Source organism: Spirosoma arboris (assembly GCF_009754945.1).
GTDB classification, from domain to species: domain Bacteria; phylum Bacteroidota; class Bacteroidia; order Cytophagales; family Spirosomataceae; genus Spirosoma; species Spirosoma arboris.
In genome coordinates this window covers 65,424-85,203 of record NZ_WPIN01000024.1, presented here as the reverse complement: position 1 = coordinate 85,203, position 19,780 = coordinate 65,424, and the positions used below count along the sequence as shown (strand labels likewise).

Annotated in this window: 10 protein-coding genes and 1 pseudogene; 4 read left to right on the top strand and 7 right to left on the bottom strand. The window is 45.9% G+C overall.

Annotation, left to right across the window (positions count from 1 at the left end):
- The first annotated feature begins 73 nt into the window (after positions 1-73).
- The 3 genes from GO755_RS36575 to GO755_RS36565 all read left to right on the top strand — a co-directional run bounded on the left by GO755_RS36575 (position 74) and on the right by GO755_RS36565 (position 6,637).
- Complete coding sequence (locus GO755_RS36575) at positions 74-667, top strand: YbhB/YbcL family Raf kinase inhibitor-like protein (RefSeq protein WP_157590392.1); 594 nt, start codon at positions 74-76, stop codon at positions 665-667.
- A gap of 307 nt (positions 668-974) precedes the next feature.
- Positions 975-3,542: a TonB-dependent receptor gene (locus GO755_RS36570; RefSeq protein ID WP_157590391.1), complete on the top strand. Its 2,568-nt coding sequence runs from the start codon at positions 975-977 to the stop codon at positions 3,540-3,542.
- A 236-nt stretch (positions 3,543-3,778) separates the two neighbouring features.
- The gene (locus GO755_RS36565) at positions 3,779-6,637 is read left to right on the top strand and encodes a TonB-dependent receptor (RefSeq protein ID WP_157590390.1); all 2,859 of its coding nucleotides are present in this window, start codon (positions 3,779-3,781) and stop codon (positions 6,635-6,637) included.
- Positions 6,638-6,661: 24 nt separating this feature from the next.
- On the opposite strand, the gene GO755_RS36560 is transcribed toward GO755_RS36565, so the two are convergent.
- Together GO755_RS36560 and GO755_RS36555 are read right to left on the bottom strand one after the other, a co-directional pair.
- On the bottom strand, positions 6,662-7,657 hold the full coding sequence (locus GO755_RS36560) for a sulfite exporter TauE/SafE family protein (protein ID WP_157590389.1): 996 nt from the start codon (positions 7,655-7,657) through the stop codon (positions 6,662-6,664).
- A gap of 103 nt (positions 7,658-7,760) precedes the next feature.
- Positions 7,761-8,012 carry a hypothetical protein gene (locus GO755_RS36555; protein WP_157590388.1) on the bottom strand — a complete coding sequence of 84 codons (252 nt, stop codon included), beginning with the start codon at positions 8,010-8,012 and terminating at the stop codon, positions 7,761-7,763.
- A 63-nt stretch (positions 8,013-8,075) separates the two neighbouring features.
- Here GO755_RS36555 and GO755_RS36550 point away from each other — a divergent pair, with 63 nt between their 5' ends.
- The gene (locus GO755_RS36550) at positions 8,076-8,315 is read left to right on the top strand and encodes a hypothetical protein (RefSeq protein ID WP_157590387.1); all 240 of its coding nucleotides are present in this window, start codon (positions 8,076-8,078) and stop codon (positions 8,313-8,315) included.
- Between the two features lie 220 nt (positions 8,316-8,535).
- Here GO755_RS36550 and GO755_RS36545 read toward each other — a convergent pair.
- The 5 genes and pseudogenes from GO755_RS36545 to rpoB form a co-directional block, all read right to left on the bottom strand.
- Positions 8,536-9,099: pseudogene (locus tag GO755_RS36545) on the bottom strand (carboxymuconolactone decarboxylase family protein); the annotation flags it as partial.
- 22 nt (positions 9,100-9,121) lie between these two features.
- Entirely contained in the window at positions 9,122-10,186 is a 1,065-nt protein-coding gene (locus GO755_RS36540) for a cobalamin-independent methionine synthase II family protein (protein ID WP_157590385.1), read from the bottom strand.
- 475 nt (positions 10,187-10,661) lie between these two features.
- On the bottom strand, positions 10,662-11,204 hold the full coding sequence (locus tag GO755_RS36535) for a hypothetical protein (protein WP_157590384.1): 543 nt from the start codon (positions 11,202-11,204) through the stop codon (positions 10,662-10,664).
- A gap of 198 nt (positions 11,205-11,402) precedes the next feature.
- Positions 11,403-15,752, bottom strand: a complete 4,350-nt coding sequence (gene rpoC, locus GO755_RS36530; RefSeq protein WP_157590383.1) for a DNA-directed RNA polymerase subunit beta' — start codon at positions 15,750-15,752, stop codon at positions 11,403-11,405.
- A gap of 104 nt (positions 15,753-15,856) precedes the next feature.
- Positions 15,857-19,726 carry a DNA-directed RNA polymerase subunit beta gene (gene rpoB / locus GO755_RS36525; protein WP_157590421.1) on the bottom strand — a complete coding sequence of 1,290 codons (3,870 nt, stop codon included), beginning with the start codon at positions 19,724-19,726 and terminating at the stop codon, positions 15,857-15,859.
- Between the last annotated feature and the right edge of the window lie 54 nt (positions 19,727-19,780).

Sequence of the window (19,780 nt, the reverse complement as noted above, 5' to 3'; positions counted from 1 at the left end):
TGTGAGTACTTGATTTTAAACTTTTTAATTATCAGTCGGTTAGATGCGAGAATGCATTTAACCGACTTTTTTTATGCGTAGCTATTGGCGGCTCCCCGTTGGCTTACTACTACTCGCTGGAGGAGTAATAATTGTCATGTACATTCGGGCAAAAATTGGCCGAGAGAGTGAAGAAAAGTACCTCACTACGCTCAAAAAGAATATAACGCTCTCAAGTCGTTCCTTTCCTCCTAATGGAGATATACCCGTAGACTGCAGTTGTCGGGGAAAAGGTATATCGCCTGCACTGATGTGGGAAATAGACGCATCTGTTGCCCAATCCTACGTAATCTTAACGACTGATTACGATGTACCAACACCCGCTTTTCCGGTGTTTAATTTATCACACTGGGTTATCTATAATCTGCCAGCTTCAGTACGTAGTATACCGGAAGCCGTTAGTAGCGAGCAGATGAGGATGTTGGGTGGTAAGCTTGGGAAAAACTCCATGGGTAACCCGGCATTCATTGCCGCATGTCCACCAGCGGGCCGCCACGCGTACATATTCCGTATTTACGCGCTTGATCGAATGCTTTCCTTTACAACAGTACCTGATAAACACATGCTCCTTGATGCGATGAACGGTCATGTGCTGGGCTATGGTGAATTGACAGGTTATTTTGAATGAGTTTGGTTGATATGATTACGCTGCAAAAAACATATTGCTTTAAAATGAGCATCTGACACAACTACAATCTTCTGCTAAATTTTGACTTATAGTCAGATAAACTAGGTTTTAATAAAGAAAAAATACAGTTCCCCTCGAATATTCTACTTTTTGTTTGGAAGTACACGGAAGATGCTGCTGTTTTGCATAACCTATTAATTCAATAGACTATAAGTACTAATAGTCTATCTACAACCGGGAGAATAGGGAGAATACATAAACCGTCATATTCTACGAGTGCCACCAACCACAATTAGTAACCATTAGTATGAGACAAATTTTAACGTTAACGTTTCTGATAGGGGCCATTCTTATACCCTTATTCGTATCCGCTCAAAATGCACCAATTATAAATTCGACAGTAACTGGAAGAGTTGTTGACGCCCGCACCAACGAAAATTTGATCGGTGCCACTGTAGTAATCAAAGGAACAACCAACGGTGGTCCGACAGATCAGAATGGAGAATTCAAATTACTTACTGGTCAAAAACTTCCCTTTATTGTTGTCGTATCCTTCGTGGGTTATCAGAAAAAAGAAGTTGTAGTAAGTGATAACAATGTAGACATTAAACTCGAAGAAAGTTCGAATCAGCTATCTGATATCGTAATTACCTCCCGACGTCGTCAGGAGTCGGCACAGGATGTTCCCATTCCAATCTCCGTTGTAAGTGGTAACCGTGCTGAAGACGCTGGCGCTTTCAACGTGAATCGCTTGAAAGAGATGGTGCCTTCCGTTCAGCTATATGCCTCTAATGCTCGAAACACAACGCTGAATATCCGTGGCTTAGGGTCGACTTTTGGGTTAACAAATGATGGTATTGATCCAGGTGTTGGATTTTATGTAGATGGCGTTTATTACGCTCGTCCGGCGGCCACAGCACTCGATTTCATTGACATTGAACAAGTAGAAGTGTTAAGAGGCCCTCAAGGAACGTTATTTGGTAAGAATACGACGGCTGGGGCATTTAACATTACAACGCGCGCTGCCGGTTTTACTCCAGGTGGCAGTTTTGAACTGAGCTATGGCAATTATGGGTATATCCAGGCCAAAGGGTCACTCACGGGGCCACTGAGTAAAAAACTGGCTGCACGGGTATCGTTTACTGGTACGCAACGGAACGGAACTTTTTACAATGTACATACTCAGCTTCCAATCAACGACATTAACAACATTGGTGTGCGGGCGCAACTTCTGTATACGCCAAGCGATAATGTACGAATTACCTTAATTGGGGATGTTTCTCAGCAAAAACCGAATGGATATGGCTGGCCAGTAGCCGGTGTTGTTCCCACCAAACGGGCCGCCTATCGACAATTCGATGCTATCATTGCCGATTTAAATTACAAGCTCCCTTATTCAAGCGCTTTTGAACGGATCGTTGATCTTGATACGCCCTCAAAAGCAGATAACAACCTTGGCGGGGTATCACTGAATGCCGATATCAAAATCGGTAATGGTACGCTAACCTCTACAACAGCCTGGCGTCACTGGCAGTGGACACCGCTGAACGACCGCGACTATATTGGTTTACCTGTTTTCACGATTTCGTCAGGCAACTCGGTACACGATCAGTGGTCGCAGGAAATACGCTATGCGGGTAAAATTTCATCCCGAGTTAGTGGCGTTGTCGGCTTATTCGGTCTTTGGCAGGATTTAAAATCTGACCCCGTACAGACCGAAGAAGCGGGTTCAGCCCAATGGCGTTTTGCGCAAAGTTCTACCAGTGCCCTTTGGAAGACTCCAGGCCTACTGGATAACTTCGGCATTCGCACAACCAATAGAATCCAGAGCACAGGATTAGCTGCTTTTGGACAACTTGACTGGGCCTTAACAGATAAGATTCACATTTTGCCAGGTGTCCGGTATAATTACGACAAGAAGGTAGCCAACTATAAACGAGAAACTTACGGAGGTCTGCAAACGACCGATCCAGCTTTATTAGCTTTAAAGAACGCGGTTTACACGAACCAGGCGTTCGATACGGACGTATCAGAGGATAATTTCTCCGGACAGGTTACCCTGCAATATAGAGCTGGGCGGGCAGTCAATGCTTTTGCAACCTATGCTAAAAGCTACAAACCCGTCGGGATTAATATTGGCGGATTACCAACGGCCAATGGGCAGACATTACTTGACCTGGCCAGAGTGAAGCCCGAGCATGTACAACACCTCGAATTTGGCATAAAAACAAAACCATCACCCAACTCTGTTCTGAATCTGGTCATTTATGACACAGAAATCAAAGACTTTCAAACACAAGTACAAACGCCTGAACCAGGCGTGAACAGAGGCTATCTGGCCAATGCGGAGAAAGTACGTGTCATGGGTGTTGAAGTAGATGGAAATATACGGGTAGCCAATCGGTTAACGCTGAACGCAGCCGTTGCCTATACGGATGGTAAGTATGTATCCTTCACGAATGCGCCAGTACCGCTCGAAGAAACGGGTGGCGAACAAGCCTTCAAAGACATTTCGGGAGGTGTTTTGCCTGGTATCTCAAAATGGTCAGGTTCTGTAGGTGGCGAAGTAACTTTTGGCGGACAGCTTATCAGTTTACCAGGAAATTACTTTTTCGGGGTAGATGCTTTCTATCGCTCGTCATTTTCGTCGAGTCCGTCGCCATCTCAATATTTAAATATTGATGGTTATTCCTTAGTAAACAGTCGACTTGGTTTTAGGGCTTCTAATGGAATTTCGATTTTTATCTGGACTAGAAACCTTTTCAACACAAATTATTACGAGCAGTTACTGGCGGCTCCAGGAAGTGCAGGCCATTATGCAGGCATCGTAGGAGATCCGAGAACATACGGCACTACGTTACGGTACACTTTCTAGCAGACGCACAAAATCTCTAAATCTGATACCTGCCATGGACAGGTATCAGATTTAGTTTTAAAAACATACTAATTGACCAGAGATCCCAAATCTACAGGCGTGTAAGAGGACCAAATTATAAGTTTTTTGACTTCAGAAAAGCTGTTTACGTTATTCACAATAACGTAAACAGCTTTTCTGTTTTAGATTATTTTTGTGTACCTTCCTTATTATATTGCTTACTCAACTTGTCGTATATGAGGCAACTCTTTCTTCTACTGGCTTTTATGCCCCTGGCCATACCATTGGCTCGGGCACAGATAAATCTGGCTGGTATTGTCACAGACGACAAAGAGCAGCCCTTAGCGGGTGTAACCATTATTATCCGAGGAACGAATATAGGTACCACCACACAAGACGACGGCCAGTTTATATTGCAAGCCAGTGGCGATCTGCCATTAACGATAAGTGTATCATTTATTGGCTATCAGCGGAAGGATATACTTGTCCGAGGTAGCAATTTTCGCAACATTATTGTCAGACTTCCTGAAGAGGCTATTCTGACTGATGAAATCGTGATAGCGGCCAGTCGTGTGCCGGAAGACATTCAAAAAGCGTCCGTAACTGTAGAGAAACTAGGTATAGAACAGTTTCAGCAGTCACCTGCCGCTAATCCGTTCGATGCCCTTCAAAATGTAAAGGGAGTTGATTTACTAACGCAGAGCCTGACGTTTAAATCAATAAATCTTCGGGGCTTTGGGGCTAATAACAACAATCGCTTTCTGCAATTGACAGATGGGATGGATAACCGCTCGCCGGGTTTAGGATTCGGTTTTGGAAACGTAGCGGGAATTTCGGATTTAGACATCGACAATATTGAGCTGATTCCGGGGGCATCGTCGGCGCTATATGGGCCAGATGCATTGCAGGGACTTATGCTTACATCAAGTAAAAACCCATTTACTTATCAGGGGCTTAGTGTTCAGCTAAAAGTTGGGGCCAATAATTTCGGGAAAGAAGATTTCGGACCGAAAGGCTTCGGTGATGTGGCTATTCGGTATGCGAAAGAAATCAATTCTCGATTTGCGTTTAAAGTAAATTTCCAGCGATTCAGTGGCACCGATTTCATTGCCGATGATTATAGCGATCGCCAAACTCGTTTGCGGTCTAACTTCTTTGCGACCGATCCGAATCGGGGAGGTATTGCCACTGGTATCGGTTATTTACCGAACAATAACGCAAGTACGAATTTTCAGTACGATGGTTTAAATATATATGGCGATGAAATAAGCGCTAATGGGAGTTCATATACCTTTCCGAAAGATTATGCCAATGTTCTGTTGCAGAATAAGTTAGTGACCCGAACTGGCTATACCGAATTGGAACTCTTGGGGAATAACGGCAAGGTGTTTAATAATCGCGCCAATATATCATTACATTACAAACTGCCGGGGAATATCGAAGCATCAGTCGGTTGGTATTACGGAAATGGCAATTTTATTCGAACGGCCGGTTTTCGGGAATATTTCCCGAATTATCAGCGACACCAGATTAAGGCTGAATTACGGGGCGAAAATTTCTTTCTGCGAGCCTATACCACACAGCAACAAGCCGAAGCCTGGAACATTGGTCAGACGGCAGCTGCTATTAACAATAGCTGGAAATCCCTGGGACAATGGGCAGCCGAATTTGGCCAGGTTTATATAGATAACAAATTTATTGTTGGTGAATCCCGAGAGACTGCCGATCGAGGACGTTATCTGCCTGGCACTGCACAATTCAATGCAGTACGCGATGCATTTGCCAATACATACAATACCGATTCTGTTCCAGGGTACAGAGGAGCGAGGGGAATGCGATTTCGCGATAACTCAGCTCTATGGCATTATGAGGGCATGTATAATCTCACCAAACTTCTGACGGTTGCAGAGGTAATTATAGGCGGCAGTATGCGTCACTACGCATTGAATACAGGTGGCACAGCCGTTGCACTAAAAGCCGATGGCTCAGAATATACTATCAACGAGTATGGTGCCTATGTACAGGTATCGAAAGAACTAAGAATAAGCGCCGTAACCGTGAAGCCAACTGTAGCGCTCCGGTACGATAAAAACGAGTATCTGAATGGCGGCTTTACTCCTCGCGCGTCGGCTGTGGTTAGTATTGGGCAGCATAATTTTCGGGGATCGTGGCAGTCTGCCTTTCGTAATCCCTCGCCGGGACAATTGTTTGCTGTTCCCGTTGCCGGGAAAGCAGGTGAAGTAGGTGGGTTACAATCGATAGCTGAGTCGGCAGGGCTAGTCTCAAATCCGGCCTATTTAGATAGCGATGTGAATGATTTTACCGCCGGACGTATCACCGAATCCCAACTCCGTAGTCGCGCCTATAGTCCGACGACCTTCACGACGGAGAAAATAAAAACGTGGGAAGTAGGCTACAAGACCTTGATTCAGGACAGGTTATCTATAGATGCCGTTTATTTTCACAGCAAATACACCAATTTCATAGCGGCTCAGAGCTTTTACCAACCTGCCAACGGCCAACTAACCGATTTCACTACGGGTGCTTATCGGGTGCTGCAAATCAATTTTAATAACACAAATGAGATTTTTGTGAATGGCTGGGGAGTAGGAGCAGAGTACGATCTTGGCCGAGGATTTACCCTGACAGGTAATTATGCCCATCAGATTGGCACTGTAACGCTCCGAGATGCACAGGGCAATGTCATTAATGATAATGCTGGCGACCCAATTATAAACCGTAAAATGAGCAACCCCGAAGTAGCTCAAAAGGGGCGTAATTTCTTTAATTCGCCCGAAAATCGGTATAATATCAGTCTGGCTAATCCTCGTCTGGCTGACCGACTCGGGGCTACCCTTACGTTTCGATGGACAGACCAGACATGGTTTGAGCAAGGCACGACGGCGGGCGATGTGTGGTTACCTTCCTGGACAAGTTTAGATGCGCAGCTATCGTATAAAATTCCCGTTTGGAAATCTGTCGTTAAGTTGGGAGGCACAAATATCCTGAACAAATATTACACTCAGGGGTACGGTCTGGCGCGTATTGGCGGGTTATATTACCTGAGTATCACATTTGATGAATTGATGCGATAAGCTTCTTATGCATATTTACCTGCCTCAGACAGCCGCGTTAGGCCGTTGCGAACGGGCGAGTAATGCAAATAGCCCAAGTCCTCCACCTAATGTACTGGCGCATAACAATAGTTGTGGCAGAGAAGGACGGATAACAACTATTGCCCCAACAAATTGGACGAAAAGAATTACATACAGCAACCGGGCAATAGCCTCGCGTGGAAGCTTAGTAATGACAAACGCACCCAAGGGCGCAAAAAAGACAACGACTGGCACACACGCCAGCCATAACTCAAACGAATCCTGACTAAAATCGTGCAGGATTTGAGCGTGTAGAAAGAAGCCCAGCAATGTCTCGATTGTCATAATAATAACAGACGATGGTGTTGCTACTTTTTCGTTGAGCCGGTAATAAATCGTGACCAGGCAAAACGTAAAAATGTTGATACCTGTCCCGAAAATTGATGAGATAATCCCACCCACAACGCCAAATAAAGCTAGTCGACGTTTATCAATTCCTAAAAAGGGCATAATTGAATCGTGAATTTCACGTTGCGGTCGGCGATTTTCGCGCCAAAGTGTAATCCCAAAACTCAACCAGAGTGATACAAAAAAGAGTTTGGCAACCACAGGCGATATTAGCGGCACTACATAATATGTTCCGAAAATTAGCCCGAAAACCCCTCCTAACGTTACATAACGGATGTAGTTCCAGTCCACCCGAACACGTAAGCCCAGAATCAATAGTGAAGCTGAAGTCATACCAATACTCTGGATGGCGAATGAAAAATTACGGGCCACCGGCGGTGGAATCTTCAGGAGTAGCGTAAAAATCGGATACGAAATAGCGGCACTACCTTCAGGACTTGATCCCGCAATGAACGAGCCCAGAACCATTGTAAGAGAAGCTGTCCATCGACGAGCCAGAAAACTTATATCAGGTAACGATGTAATATAATATAGCCAGCCGCTCAGGACGCTGATCAGAAAAAGAATATACAGAATCGGAATACGTCGTACAGGTTGCGGAGGGGTAGTCATGATTGAACACTTTTAATGATCAACAACCGGAACTGGTGACGAATCTATCACAGCCCCGGTTGATCTGTAGCCCATAACTCCCATAGTTATGGGTGCTTGCCATTTACTTTTGCAAGAGACTTAGAATCGTCTTCTGGTTCGCTAAGATGGCATCCAGGGTTTGCTGATTTTTGAGGATAGACTGCTGATTGCCTAAAATGTTATCCTGATTGCTAATAATAATGTGCTGATTACTCAGAATCGAATCCAATGTTTGCTGGTTTTTTAGGATAGATTCTTGATTGTTGAGAATACTTTCCTGATTACTCAGGATCGATTCCTGATTTTTTAGCACTTGTTCGTTAGGAGTTTCCATATTTTGTTTGGGGATCAATAAAAGGAGTAAATTAATAAAACATATGCATAAACACGCCTATGCATGATTAGAGCAGTGCGTATTGTTGGCGTGAAACACGACTGGCTTCGGACGGAATTTTATCTGACTCGTCAACCAGCGATTGCTCAGATTGACTGGATTGCGTATGCTTTGGATGCGGGTTTTGTTGTAACCAGTGTTGAAATCGCCGTGTTAAAAATGGCAGTGCGCCAAATACCATATAGGGCACTAGAAGGCAAGTTAAACAAAAGGTTCTGGCTACTAAAGGCCAGTGTGCGGTAAAAGGCAGTTGAGCTAGACCATAACTCATCGCAGTACTGAAAGGAAACATTGCTGACCATACTAGTAGCGACATTTTCCATTTATTTGTTTTCATAGGGTGAAGCAGTTAAAGGTTGTTTGACGTAGTATCCTGTTTAAAATATGTCCCCGGCTACAAAGCAGCCGGGGTATATGTCAACCTAATCTAGTTCTAAAAATCTTGTAAAGTCGTTGCAGAGCGTTAAGCGGGTTGAGGCTCATTGAAATGCACATATCCTTTGGTGGCGAGTGTTTCACCCATATCGGCATAGGCTGCCGGGTCCTGGGGTGCCCAGGTAGCCAGACCATCTACATAGCGATTATACATACAGAAAGCAGCTGCAATCAATACTGTATCATGAATATCTTTGTCGGTAGCTCCTTCGGCGCGGGCCAGCTCTACCTGTTCGGGCGTTACGTGTTTGCCGCCTTGTTGCACACTGGATGCAATTGTCAGTAATGCTTTCAATTTTGATGAAATTGGGGCCGTATGGTAATTCTCCCACGTTTGCTGGACAACATTAGCTTCCCGACCATGCAGGTAGTCGGCAGCCGCACCATGACTCGTTGAGCAGAAAAAACAGTCATTTCGACGCGATGTAAACGCGGCAATGGTTTCCCGTTCGGCTGGACTTAGCGTATCATTTGTTCGAAGTAACACTTCTGCCAGTTCGTTCAGAGGTTTGGTTGTTTTTGGGCTGAACGCCATTGGGCCTAAGATACCGGGTAATCCTTCTGGTAATTCAATGTGTGCCATTGTTGATAGTCGTTTAGGAGTTGTCTTTTGGTTAAGCTGTGATTCTGTTCTCGGCTAATTTTGTTCCCTCTATTCGGGCACGAATTTTTGCGAATGCAATTTCTCGGGCCGTAGAGGTATCGTCGCCAAAAGGTGAAAAGCCACAATCGTCTGTAGTCCCTAATTGATGAATAGGAATAATATCAGCTGCTTCCAGAATAAGATCCCGGATTTCTTCGGCAGTTTCTATACGAGGATCAAGGACATTAGTGACGCCCAGGAACACCTGTTGATTCGGCTTTAGGCTTTGTTTTATGGCAGTAAGAACAGCCTGTTTGTCGGTCTCAGCCGCATACTCCAGGTAGAAATTACCGGCTTCCAGGCTAAAGAGTAAAGGCAATAATTCGCTATACGGAATATCGGCGCTGTGAGTAGAGTCATGATCACCACCCGGACAGGAGTGGATGCCGATCTTCTGTTTTTCTTCGGGAGAAAATCGATTCAACACCTGATTGTTCAGGTCGATGAAGGCCGCCAGCAATTGTTTGCTCGGATCTAACTTAATAGCCAACCGTGCTTCTGTGAAATCAATCTGCACCTTATAAGCTCCACTATTCAAACAAGTGCGAATATCAGCTTCAGCATCATTGACCAGATCCGCTAAAAATTGATCTCGTGAGTAGCCATCAATGCCTTCCTGCGGATATAATAAGCTTATTGCCGAACACGAGATGACGGCTTGCTTTATAGGAAGAGATGAAAACTGCTGTGCTTTGTGAAGGTAAGAATTGGCAAAAGTTGTGTAGTGAAAAGGCCCGGCGGTTAGCTTTGGTAATTGCCGGGTATGGCCATCGGCAAACGGAATAACTACACCATCGGATGCCAGATTATGAAGACCCTGTAGCGGATAAGTAACAAAACTTGGCTTCGACTGTTCCCCATCAGACAAGACAGGTGAGCCTAGCTTTTCCAATTCTTGTATAGTTTCTTTGGTAGCTTTATCAGCTAACTCACTTAATTCCTGAACGTTGAGTTGTCCAAATGAAAAAGCAGTCATGGCCTGCTGTAGGTACACGGGCCGAGGAATACTACCAATTAATTCAGTTGAGATTTTCATATTTTTAGTGATTATGCCGGTTTTCCATTCACGAAAAAACAAATCGAACGATCAATGAATTGGAATAGTAAATAGGCTCTATGACACAAGCGCTTCCGCTGTGATAGTGCATAGTTTGGAAACCCATCGATATAGTACGACGAGTTTAGGTCACAAAGTAGTCGCTGCAAGTAGATATTTAGGGATAACCACGTACGACACGATTGCTAAAGAATTGGCTTGACTAACCAAATCTGACGACAGGATAGTAAAGCACAATCCCTTTTGTACTTGCAGGGAAAACTGGCTGTATGTTCATGGTGTTAGTCATGAATCATAGCTGATTTTCCTGGCAACAGAAACCGAAAAGAGAGGGAACAATACCTGAAGATGTGATAGATACAGGCTATTAATTTAATGGAGAAGCGCAACAGCTTCACTCAATAAATCATTGCAACAGAATAACCTACAGGTCTCAGGTAGTCAATATAGCCATTTAGGCCCTTGGGGGAGGAGAATGAACTGGTACCGCACGGTTAGTTAGGACCGAAAGGACAGAGGGAATTTGCACTGCTTCGCGCCAGTGGCCAGGCATTATATAAATCGTAGGCTTATCAAACGGGCAATACTCTTTCAATAAATTTTTCAATAGATGACCAGCCTTCTTCTGTGATCGACCCGATTCCCCAATAAACTGATGCTCGATGAAGCTAAGTAAATCCTGTTGCCAGAGTGAACGTGTTTTCGTCGCGAATCCTAGTATATGCAGCGTGTCATTCTGCATCTCTAACCGGACAACTTCATAGAAACTACCCTTATAGGCAAATCCTTCAGATGATTGCTTGGTAAAAACAGTTTCAGCGGCCTTCTCATGTAAGGGAACATAGAACTCTACAATGCTATCAACCGTTCGATATACCGTCAATCGACTTGTCAAATCACGCTCTTCCTGCCCATTTATACTCACCAATACCAGCATGTAAGCCAGTATGTGGCAGAGCAATAAGCTAAGTAGGCCAACGGAGACAGTGCGTTTCAAAGCGTAGCGTTCTTTTGTTGGTAAAAGTAAACTTATATGTCAAATAATACAAGTTAAATCCTGCTAATTCTTAGCAAAATGCGGACTGACAGATTAATTATCAGATTTAATAAGTAGGGCAAAGTTCAATAGTCATACAAACAAAATGCCCCAACCAGAAATGGTTGGGGCATTTTGTTTGTATGACTAGATCGACGTTTAAACCGTCGCCCGTTTCTTGCTGCGGGCAAACTGTTCGCGCGATTCTGTAACTGTTTCCAGTTCTTCTTTCGAGCCAACAATCGTGCCTTGATAGCGACGAAGACCGGTACCCGCTGGAATCAGGTGACCTACGATAACGTTCTCTTTCAGACCGTCAAGTACATCACGCTTACCACGAATAGAGGCTTCACTCAATACCTTCGTCGTTTCCTGGAAGGAAGCGGCCGAGATAAAGCTGTCGGTGCCCAGTGAAGATTGGGTGATACCCATCAGCGTTGGCTGCGAAACAGCGGCCATAGCATCACGAACGGTTGCAAGGGCCATATCACGACGTTTCAAACTTGAGTTTTCGTCACGCAATTGACGACTTGTTACAATCATACCTGGTTTGAAGTTTGGCGAATCGCCAGCATCCATAACCACTTTGGCATCAAGTACTTTATCGTTTTCTTCGCGGAACGCCCATTTATCAACAACCTGTCCTTCGAGGAAATTGGTATCACCTGAGTCGATGATCTCAACTTTCTGCATCATCTGGCGTACGATGGCTTCGATGTGCTTATCGTTGATTTTCACCCCTTGCAAGCGGTAAACTTCCTGAATTTCATTTACCAGATACTCCTGAACGGCAGTCGGACCTTTGATGGCCAGAATATCGCTCGGTGTAATGGCACCGTCAGATAATGGAGCACCAGCGCGAACAAAGTCATTGTCCTGTACAAGGATGAACTTCGACAGTGGAACCAGATATTTCTTCTTCGTACCATCTTTCGACTCGATGAAGATTTCACGGTTACCGCGTTTGATGGTACCATAGGTAACAACACCATCAATTTCGCTTACCACAGCCGGGTTCGACGGGTTACGGGCTTCGAACAATTCCGTTACCCGTGGCAGACCACCCGTGATGTCACGAGTTTTACCAACGTTACGTGGAATCTTCGCCAGGGGTTGACCAGCTTTAATTTTCTGACCTTCCTTAACAACCAGACGCGAACCAACAGGCAAGTTGTAGCTCTTCTGCAATGGACCACCTTCGTTATCAGGTAAGTGCAATGTAAGCGTTGTGGTGCCCTGAACGACAATGGCTGGGTTCTTCGCTTTATCGCGGGTTTCGATGATTACCTTCTCCTGGAAGCCGGTCTGTTCATCAAACTCCTCACGGTAAGTGATACCGTCTTCAATAGCGTCGAAATTCAGCGTTCCGGTTAATTCCGACAGGATAACGGCGTTATAAGGATCCCAGGCGCAAATATCGTCGCCTTTCTTCACCATATCGCCATCTTTCACCCGCAGGAACGCACCGTATGGAACGTTATTGCTTATCAGCACTACGTTACGGTCAGCTGGATTCACAATCCGAACTTCACCCGAACGACCCATTACGACCGTTTGAGGGTTTCCTTCGCTGTCTTCCGATTGAACCGTTCTCATTTCTTCCAGTTCAATCAAACCATCGAATTTCGCTTTGATCGAAGCATCAACGGCAATGTTAGACGCCGTACCACCCACGTGGAAGGTACGAAGGGTTAACTGTGTACCAGGCTCACCGATTGACTGCGAAGCAATTACACCCACAGCTTCACCGATATCGACCATGCGGCCCGATGCCAGGTTACGACCATAACATTTGGCGCAAACACCTTGTCGCGATTCGCACGTTAAAACTGAACGGATTTCAACTGTTTCAATGCTCGTTTCATCAATATGAGCCGCTACTTCTTCGGTTACAATGTTACCAGAAGCAACAATTAACTCTTTTGTAAGCGGATCGTAGATATCATGAACTGTAGTCCGCCCCAAAATACGTTCGGACAGTGGCTCAACGATATCTTCGTTGTCTTTCAGCGCTGATACTTGCAGACCACGAAGGGTACCGCAATCGTCTTCACTGATAATGACATCCTGCGCTACGTCGTGCAGACGGCGGGTTAGGTAACCGGCATCAGCTGTTTTCAGAGCTGTATCGGCCAGACCTTTACGAGCACCATGGGTTGAGATAAAGTACTCCAATACGTCGAGACCTTCTTTGAAGTTCGACAGAATTGGGTTTTCTATAATCTCACCAACTGAACCCTGCAGGTTTTTCTGTGGCTTAGCCATCAGACCTCGCATGCCACCCAATTGACGAATCTGCTCGCGAGAACCACGGGCTCCCGAGTGCATCATCATGTAGATTGAGTTGAAACCACCCTGATCGGCTTCGAGTTGCTTCATCAGCGTCTCAGTCAAACGGGAATTTACGCGCGTCCAGATATCGATAACCTGGTTGTAACGTTCATTCTCCGTAATCAGACCCATCAGGTAGTTGTCCCAAACACCCTGAACTTCAGCTTTAGCTTCTTCAACCAATGGCTGTTTTGCTTCAGGAATCATGATATCACTCAAACCGATAGACAGACCGCCTTTGAAAGCCATCTGGAAACCGAGTTCTTTGATTTCATCAAGGAATTGAGCTGTCCGTGCACCACCCGAGATTTTGAAGATCAACGCAATGATTTGTTGCAGTTTCTTCTTCGTCAGAAGTTCATTGATATAACCAACTTCTTCAGGTACCGCTTGGTTGAATAACAGACGACCAGCTACTGTATCGATAACTTTCCATACAAGATCACCATTTTCGTCCCGAACTTTCACCCGGCACTTAATATTGGCGTGTTTGGAAACTTTACCTTCATTGATACCAATGACAACTTCTTCGGTACCGTAGAACGTCATACCTTCACCCGCAATTGGGTACTCAGGAATGCTCTTGCGACCTTTGGTCACATAGTACAGACCCAATACCATGTCTTGCGATGGTACCGTAATCGGCGCACCATTGGCAGGGTTCAGGATATTGTGCGAGGCCAACATCAGCAGCGACGCTTCAAGGACAGCTTCCTGGCCCAATGGCACGTGAACGGCCATCTGGTCACCGTCAAAGTCAGCGTTGAAGGCGGTACAAACGAGTGGGTGCAACTGAATAGCTTTACCTTCGATGAGTTTCGGCTGGAATGCCTGAATACCCAAACGGTGAAGCGTTGGAGCCCGGTTCAGCAGAACAGGGTGACCTTTCAGTACGTTTTCCAGAATGTCCCAGATAACAGGATCTTTCCGGTCAACAATTTTCTTGGCCGATTTTACCGTTTTCACGATGCCCCGCTCAATCAGTTTGCGAATAACAAACGGCTTGAACAATTCGGCAGCCATGTCTTTAGGTAGACCACACTCATGCAGTTTCAATTCAGGACCAACCACGATAACCGAACGACCTGAATAGTCAACGCGTTTACCGAGCAGGTTCTGACGGAAACGCCCTTGCTTACCTTTCAGCATGTCGGACAGCGACTTCAGCGCACGGTTACCTTCCGAACGAACGGCGTTTACCTTACGTGAGTTGTCGAACAGCGAATCGACAGCTTCCTGCAACATCCGTTTTTCGTTACGGAGAATTACTTCGGGCGCTTTGATTTCGATAAGGCGCTTCAGACGGTTGTTCCGGATGATTACCCGACGATACAGATCATTCAAATCGGACGTAGCAAACCGGCCACCATCCAGTGGGACAAGTGGGCGTAGTTCGGGTGGAATAACCGGAACCATCTTAATCACCATCCATTCAGGACGGTTTTCAATACGGCCATTGGCTTCCCGGAATGCTTCAACGACTTTCAATCGTTTCAACGCTTCTGCCTTCCGTTGTTGCGACGTATCGGTAGCAGCAGCGTGCCGTAATGAGTATGATAACTCATCAAGCTCTACCCGCGACAACAACATTTCCAATGCTTCAGCACCCATTTTGGCGATGAATTTATTGGGGTCTTTGTCGTCGAGGTGCTGGTTGCTGCTCGGCAGTTTATCGATGATGTCTAGATACTCGTCTTCTGTCAGGAAGTCGAGTTGGTTGATGCCATCTTCGGCTTTAACACCGGGTTGTACAACTACGTAGCGTTCGTAGTAAATAACCTGGTCGAGTTTTTTGGTCGAAAGGCCCAGCAGATACCCAATTTTGTTAGGCAAGCTGCGGAAATACCAGATATGCGCAACAGGCACCACCAGTTCGATGTGGCCCATACGCTCCCGGCGAACCTTTTTCTCGGTTACTTCTACGCCACAACGATCGCAGATAATGCCTTTATAGCGAATCCGCTTGTACTTACCGCAGTGACATTCCCAGTCTTTTACAGGCCCGAAAATGCGCTCGCAGAATAAGCCGCCCATTTCTGGTTTGTAAGTCCGGTAATTGATGGTCTCCGGCTGTGTCACTTCGCCGTAGGAACTCTCCAAAATAGACTCCGGCGATGCCAGACTGATCGTCACACTGGCAAAGTCGCTGTTGAGTTTCTTGTTCTTTTTGAACGACATTGGTTGGAGATTATAGGTTTGAAAGAGTTGTAAGTAGTAAGTTAATAAGTTGTAAATGGCATGTCTTCCACTGACAACTTATTAACTTATTACTTACAACTAGTTTACTCTAATGTAATTTCAAGTGCAAGACCACGTAACTCGTGAACGAGTACGTTGAACGACTCAGGAATATTTGGCTTCGGTAGGTTTTCACCTTTTACGATAGCTTCATATGCCTTTGCACGGCCGACTACGTCATCGGATTTTACGGTCAGGATTTCCTGCAGGATGTTCGAAGCACCGAAGGCTTCCAACGCCCACACTTCCATCTCACCGAACCGCTGACCACCGAACTGCGCCTTACCACCCAGCGGCTGCTGTGTAATGAGCGAGTAAGGTCCAATCGAACGGGCGTGCATTTTATCGTCCACTAAGTGGCCAAGTTTGAGCATGTAAATAATACCGACTGTTACAGCCTGATCGAAACGCTCACCCGTTAAGCCATTGTAGAGGTAAGTCCGGCCAAAAGATGGCAGACCTGCTTCGTCTAACTCATCGGCTACTTGTTGCTCCGTTGCTCCGTCAAAAATCGGTGTTGCGTACTTGCGATCTAATTTCTGACCGGCCCAGGCCAGTACAGTTTCGTAAATCTGACCGATGTTCATCCGGGATGGTACACCAAGCGGGTTTAGTACGATGTCCACTTTTGTTCCATCTTCGAGGAACGGCATGTCTTCATCTCGCACGATCCGGGCTACAACCCCTTTGTTACCGTGACGACCAGCCATTTTATCACCTACTTTCAGCTTGCGCTTCTTAGCGATGTATACTTTAGCCAGTTTCACAATACCTGCCGGGAGTTCGTCACCAACTTCAAGTGTAAACCGTTCGCGTTTGAAGCGCCCCGTAATTTCACTCCGACGATTGTTGTAGTTTTTTACTAAAGCAACAACCATCTCGTTCAATTTAGCGTCTTCCGTCCAGTCGTTCAAATTCATGTCCGACAAGAGGTTAGCCTCTTCCGCTACGGCGTAGCTACTTTCGTCGCGATAAGCGTTCTTGTCTGGGAATAGGTTATCCGTAATATTCTTACGGTTGAACTTCACCCCTTTACTAACAATCTCATCGCCGAACTTATGTTTAACACCCGCACTGGTTTTGCCATCCAGGAGCGGCACGATTTTTTCAATCATTCGTGCCCGGAAGTCGGTCAGTTCGCGGCTGTACTTCTTCATAAGAGCCTTCACTTCGTCTTTGTGCTTACCCCGGTCTTCTTTGGCCGGACGTGCAAACAACTTGGTGTCGATAACGACGCCTTTCAAGGACGGTGGTGCTTTCTTCGACGCATCTTTCACGTCACCAGCTTTATCACCGAAGATCGCACGGAGCAGTTTTTCTTCTGGCGTTGGATCGCTTTCACCTTTCGGTGTGATCTTACCAATCAGAATATCACCTTCTTTAACTTCCGTACCAACGCGAACGATACCGTTTTCGTCAAGATTCCGAACTGTTTCTTCGCTTACGTTTGGAATTTCAGAGGTTAATTCCTCTTCACCCCGTTTCGTATCCCGTACTTCCAGTTCAAACTCTTCGATGTGGATCGAGGTGAAAATATCTTCACGAACGACACGCTCCGAAATCACGATAGCATCCTCAAAGTTGTAACCCTGCCAAGGCATGAAAGCAACTTTCATGTTCCGGCCCAGTGCCAACTCTCCTGCCTGGGTTGCGTAACCTTCGCACAATACATCCCCTTTCTTCACCTTCTGGCCTTTCAGCACGGTTGGCTTAATATTGATGCATGTATCCTGATTCGTTCGGCGGAACTTGATGAGGTTGTATGTTTTCCGGTCTTCGTCAAACGTAACGGCCAGTTGATCGTCGTCAAGATTATATTTAACAACAATTTTGGTAGAGTCAACGAACTCCACTACGCCATCTGCTTCGGCAATTACCAGAGTCCGTGAATCAACAGCAACACGTCCTTCCAGACCAGTACCCACAATCGGAGCTTCAGGACGGAGCAACGGAACTGCCTGACGTTGCATGTTCGAACCCATCAGGGCACGGTTAGCATCATCATGCTCAAGGAACGGAATCATGGAAGCGGCCACCGATACAATCTGGTTCGGGGCAATGTCCATGAAGGTAACGTTCGCTGGTTCAGCCATTGGGAAGTCACCTTCAAAACGGGCTTTCAGGCGATCTACCTGGAAGTTCCCTTTTTTGTCGATGCCTGCGTTGGCCTGCGCGATATAGTGTGTATCTTCTTCTTCAGCTGTCAGATACATCACAGGTTTATCCATCGATACCTTACCGTTTTCGATAATCCGGTATGGGGTTTCAATGAAGCCCATGCTGTTAATTTTAGCATAGACACACAAGGATGAAATCAGACCAATGTTCGGACCTTCAGGGGTTTCGATGGTACACAGACGACCGTAGTGCGTATAGTGTACGTCACGAACTTCAAAACCAGCCCGTTCACGTGACAGACCACCTGGTCCAAGAGCCGACATACGACGTTTGTGCGTCACCTCGGCCAATGGGTTCGTTTGGTCCATAAACTGCGATAATTGGTTTGTACCGAAGAACGAGTTGATAACCGACGATAAAGTCCGGGCGTTAATCAGGTCAACAGGTTTGAAATCCTCATTGTCCCGAACGTTCATCCGTTCTTTAATCGTCCGCGCCATCCGGGCCAGACCAACACCAAATTGTGCATATAACTGCTCACCTACAGTCCGAACACGTCGGTTACTTAAGTGGTCAATATCATCGACGACAGCTTTCGAGTTAATCAGACCAATCAGGTATTTCACAATAGACACGATGTCTTCTGTGGTTAATACCTTCATTTCTGACGAAATATCGAGCTGGAGTTTTTTATTAATCCGGTAACGGCCTACGTCGCCAAGATCATAGCGTTTGTCCGAGAAAAATAAACTCTGAATAATTTCACGAGCTGTTTGTTCATCGGGCGCGTCGGCGTTCCGAAGCTGCCGATATATTTGCTCTACAGCCTCTTTTTCAGAGTTGGAGCTATCTTTCTGCAGTGTGTTATAAATAATGTTGTAATCGGCCATGTTCATGTCTTCCTTATGCAGGATGACTGATTTCTGACCTGATTCAGTAATTACATCAATGTCATCTGCCGAGATGGCCGAGTCGCGCTCTAAGAGCACCTCGTTCCGGCTGATGGAAACTACTTCGCCCGTATCCTCATCCACAAAGTCTTCCGTCCACGTGCGCAGTACCCGAGCTGCTAACCGACGGCCAATGGCCTTCTTCAGGTTCGCTGGGGTAGCAGGAACTTCTTCCGACAGACCGAACAAGTCCAGAATGTCTTTATCCGAACCGAAACCAATGGCACGCAGCAGGGTCGTTACCGGGAATTTCTTTTTCCGGTCGATATACGCATACATGACATTGTTAACATCCGTCGAGAACTCAATCCATGAGCCTTTGAACGGAATAATCCGAGCCGAATACAGCTTGGTACCATTCGTGTGCTTGCTCATCGAGAAGAACACGCCTGGCGAACGGTGTAGTTGGGAAACAATAACCCGCTCGGCTCCGTTAATCACGAACGAGCCTTTCTCGGTCATGTACGGAATGTTACCCAGGAACACCTCTTGCTCAATCGTTTCAAAGTCCTCGTTGTCGGGGTCATTGTTCGATAGACGCAGTTTAGCTTTCAAGGGTACCGAATAGGTCAGTCCCCGGTCGATCGACTCGTCGACCGAATATTTCGGTGGATCGACAGAGTAATCGATGAACTCCAGTTTGAAATTCTCACGGGAGTCGGATATAGGGAAATTTTCCTGAAAAACCTTGAACAAACCTTCTTCTGACCGTTGGTTAGAGGGCGTGTCAAGCTGGAAAAAATCTTTGAAGGATTTTACTTGGATGTCCAGAAAGTCTGGGTATCCAATCACTGGCTGAATCGTCGCAAAATTTTTGCGCGTACTGATTTTCGCGTTTGTCGCCAAGATTGTGCTTCGTTTAGTGCGTAACCGATTCTCAATGAGTGCGTTGCGAAGATT